At 70.3% G+C, this 3635-nt stretch carries 3 protein-coding genes; all 3 read right to left on the bottom strand.

Annotated elements, in window-relative coordinates; all coding sequences use genetic code 11:
- A partial coding sequence (locus tag I5E_RS25540; RefSeq protein ID WP_187290509.1) for a hypothetical protein occupies positions 1–242 on the bottom strand: 242 nt, incomplete at its 3' end.
- A gap of 314 nt (positions 243–556) precedes the next feature.
- Positions 557–1192: a dTMP kinase gene (tmk, locus tag I5E_RS12775; RefSeq protein WP_022907330.1), complete on the bottom strand. Its 636-nt coding sequence runs from the start codon at positions 1190–1192 to the stop codon at positions 557–559.
- Positions 1189–3635: type I DNA topoisomerase (gene topA / locus I5E_RS12770; RefSeq protein ID WP_022907329.1), on the bottom strand; the 2447-nt coding region annotated here is incomplete at its 5' end. The genes tmk and topA, both read right to left, overlap by 4 nt.

The raw sequence follows: 3635 nt of genomic DNA, 5'->3' as shown, positions 1-3635 counted from the left end.
GACACAGCGGACGATGGCCTGGGCGAGCGCTCGGCGCACTGGGAGTCGACGTAGAGGCTGATGCCACGCTGACTGAACTGAAACGATCCCCAGGGCTTCCCGTCTGCACGCGCGGTTGCCGAATAGGCGACTCCGTACTTCCCGAAGTCTTCGTGCGAGGGTCGGATGTCGAGCCCCTTCCTCCTCCAGAACTCCTCGAACGAAGTAGCGAGTTCCTTCGGATCGGTCTTCTGGTCGATCATCACGAGGTACTGGAACCTCGTCGATGGTGATGATGACCCGCTGCGTGGTCAGGACCGAGACGTCGGGATGGGTCTTCGCGGTGATCTGCTGGAGGGTGTGGTCGTCGTCCGGGCCGTTGCCGACGAGGGCGGCGGCGAAGGCGGACGCCACGTTCGACCGACCGGACCCGGGTGGCCCGGTGATGAGCCACGAGTGCGTCATGCCGCCGGTGCCGTCGGGCGACTCGGCCGCGTTGCGGAGCGACGCGACCGCTTCCTCTTGCCCCGTCAGGCCGTCCCACACGCTCACGGGATCATCCTGCCAGTCGCCACCGTCATCCCTCGACGATCCCGACCAGCGGGGCGACCGCTGTTCGGATCGCACGCTGGACGTCCGCCGCGGGCAGCGCGGCGTCGACGACGAGGAAGCGCTCGGGCTCGGCGGCGGCCATGTCGAGGAAGGCCCGGCGGACCGTCTCGTGGAACGCCTCGGCCTCGGACTCGAGCCGGTCGAAGGTGTCCCCACGCGCCGCGGCGACGCGAGCGCGTCCGACGGTGACGTCGAGGTCGAGCAGGATCGTGCGATCCGGCGCGAGCCCGCCGGCGGCCCAGTCGGACACCGAGCGGATGCGCTCGGCGCCGAGGCCGCGGGCCACGCCCTGGTACGCGACCGACGAGTCGATGTAGCGGTCCTGCAGCACGACGTCGCCACGCGCGATCGCGGGACGCACGAGCGTCTCGACGTGGTGCGCCCGGTCGGCCGCGTAGAGGAGCGCCTCGGCCCGGGGCGCGACGTGACCCCGCTCGTGCAGGACGATCTCGCGGATCCGGGTGCCGAGGTCCGTCCCGCCGGGCTCGCGCGTGCGCACCACGGTCCGACCGTGCTCCTCGAGCCAGTCGGTCAGCAGCTCCGCCTGCGTCGTCTTGCCCGCACCGTCGCCGCCCTCGAGCGTGATGAACCGGCCGGTCACTTCTTCTTGGCCGCCGGCTTCCGCGCCGGTGCCTTCTTCTTCACCGGGCCCTTGGCACGCTTGTCGGCGATGAGCTGCACGGCACGCGCGTGGTCGACCGCCTCGACGTCCTCGCCGCGCGGGATCGTCGCGTTGGTCTCGCCGTCGGTGACGTACGGCCCGAACCGGCCGTCCTTCATCTTGATCGGCTTGCCGGACACCGGGTCGGCGTCGAACTCCTTGAGCGCAGCACTCGCGGCACGGCGGCCGCCGTACTTCGGCTGTGCGAAGAGCTCGAGCGCGCCGGGCAGGTCGACGTCGAAGATCGCGTCCTCGGAGGGCAGCGTCCGGGTGTCCGTGCCCTTCTTGAGGTAGGGGCCGTAGCGGCCGTTCTGCGCGGTGATGTCGTCGCCGGACTCCGGGTCCTTGCCGACGACCCGGGGCAGGTCGAGCAGCTTGAGCGCGGTCTCGAGGTCGACCGTCTGCGGGTCCATCGACTTGAAGAGCGACGCGGTGCGCTCCTTCGGGGCGGCGGCCTTCTTCGTGGTCTTCTTCGCCGGCGCCTTCTTCGCGGCGGCACCCTTCGCGGTGGTCTTCGCCGCCGGCTCCGCCTCAGCGGCGGCCGGTGCGGCCTGCGCGTCGAGGACCTCGCCGGTCGCGGGGTCGACCGCGGCCTCGGGCTCCGGGGTGCGCTCGGTCACGTACGGACCGAACCGGCCGTCCTTCGCGAGGACCTCCTTGCCGGTCTCGGGGTTGATGCCGACCACGCGGTCGCCGAGCACCGGCGCGTCCACGAGCTCGCGTGCCTTCTCGGCGGTGAGCTCGTCGGGCGCGAGGTCCTCGGGCACGTTGACGCGACGGGGCTTCTCGGGGTCGTCGCCCGGCACCTCGATGTAGGGGCCGTACCGACCGATGCGCAGGGTGAGTCCCGGTGCGAGCTCGACCGAGTTGATCTCGCGCGCGTCGATCTCGCCGAGGTTGTCGATGACCGTCCGGAGGCCGCGGTGGTCGCCGCCGCCGAAGTAGAACTCCTTGAGCCAGTCGACGCGGTCGGCGTCGCCGTTCGCGATCCGGTCGAGGTCGGCTTCCATGTCGGCCGTGAACTGGTACTGCACGAGATCGCCGAAGTAGTCCTCGAGCAGCCGGACCACGCTGAACGCGATCCAGTTCGGCACGAGCTGGGTCCCTCGGAGGGACACGTAGCCGCGGTCGATGATCGTCGGGCTGATCGTCGGGAACGTCGACGGACGACCGATGTCGAGGTCCTCGAGGGTCTTGATGAGGCTCGCCTCGGTGTAGCGGGGCGGCGGCGTGGTGTCGTGCCCCTTGGCGAGGACGTCGTCGACGGTGAGGTGCTCGCCTTCCTTGACGTCGGGCAGGGCGACGTCGTTGCCCGAGCGGTCCGACGACTCGTGACGGTCCTCGTCCTTGCCTTCCTCGTAGGCGTTGAGGAACCCGCGGAAGGTGATGACGGTGCCGGACGCCGTGAACTCGGCGTCGGTGCCGTTCGCCGTCGACGGGATGCCCTCGACCGACTCGGTGGAGGAGATGCCGAGGACGATCGACGCCGTGGAGCCCTTCGCGTCCGCCATCTGCGAGGCGATCGTGCGCTTCCAGATGAGGTCGTAGAGACGCCACTCGACACCGGTCAGGGTGCCCTCGAGCTGGGACGGGGTCCGGAAGGTGTCGCCCGCCGGACGGATCGCCTCGTGCGCTTCCTGCGCGTTCTTGCTCTTGCTCGCGTAGACGCGCGGCTTGTCCGGCACGGTCGCCGCGCCGTAGAGGTCGGCAGCCTGCTTGCGCGCGGCGTCGAGCGCCTGCTTCGACAGGTTGACCGAGTCGGTACGGATGTAGGTGATGTACCCGTTCTCGTACAGCGTCTGCGCGGCACGGGCGGTCTGCCGCGGCGACAGACGGAGCTTGCGAGCCGCCTCCTGCTGCATGGTCGACGTCGTGAACGGCGCGGCAGGACGGCGGGTGTAGGGCTTCGACTCGACGCTGCGCACGGTGGCGTCACCGGCGCGTTCGATGACGGTCGTGAGCGCGGCGGCGGCGGCTTCGTCGAGGCGGACGGCCTCGCCCTTCAGCCCACCGCGGTCGTCGAAGTCACGACCGGAGGCGACACGGGTCCCCTGGACGCGGGCGAGTCGAGCGGTGAAGGCGGCGTCGCCCTCCTTCTCGAAGCGTGCACTGAGGTCCCAGTAGTTGGCGGAGACGAACGCGAGGCGCTCGCGTTCGCGGTCCACGACGAGACGCGTGGCGGCGGACTGCACCCGGCCCGCGGAGAGCCCCGGACCGATCTTGCGCCAGAGCACGGGCGAGACCTCGTAGCCGTAGAGACGGTCGAGGATGCGACGGGTCTCCTGGGCGTCGACGAGGGCGGTGTCGAGCTCACGGGTGGCTTCCTGCGCGCGCTGGATCGCCTCCTTCGTGATCTCGTGGAACACCATGCGCTTCACGGGCA

Origin of the sequence: Curtobacterium sp. B18 (genome assembly GCF_000333375.1) — a bacterium.
In the GTDB taxonomy this organism is placed as follows: Bacteria; Actinomycetota; Actinomycetes; order Actinomycetales; family Microbacteriaceae; genus Curtobacterium.
Note: the sequence above shows the minus strand (reverse complement) of the source record. Positions and strands in the feature narration are given on the sequence as shown.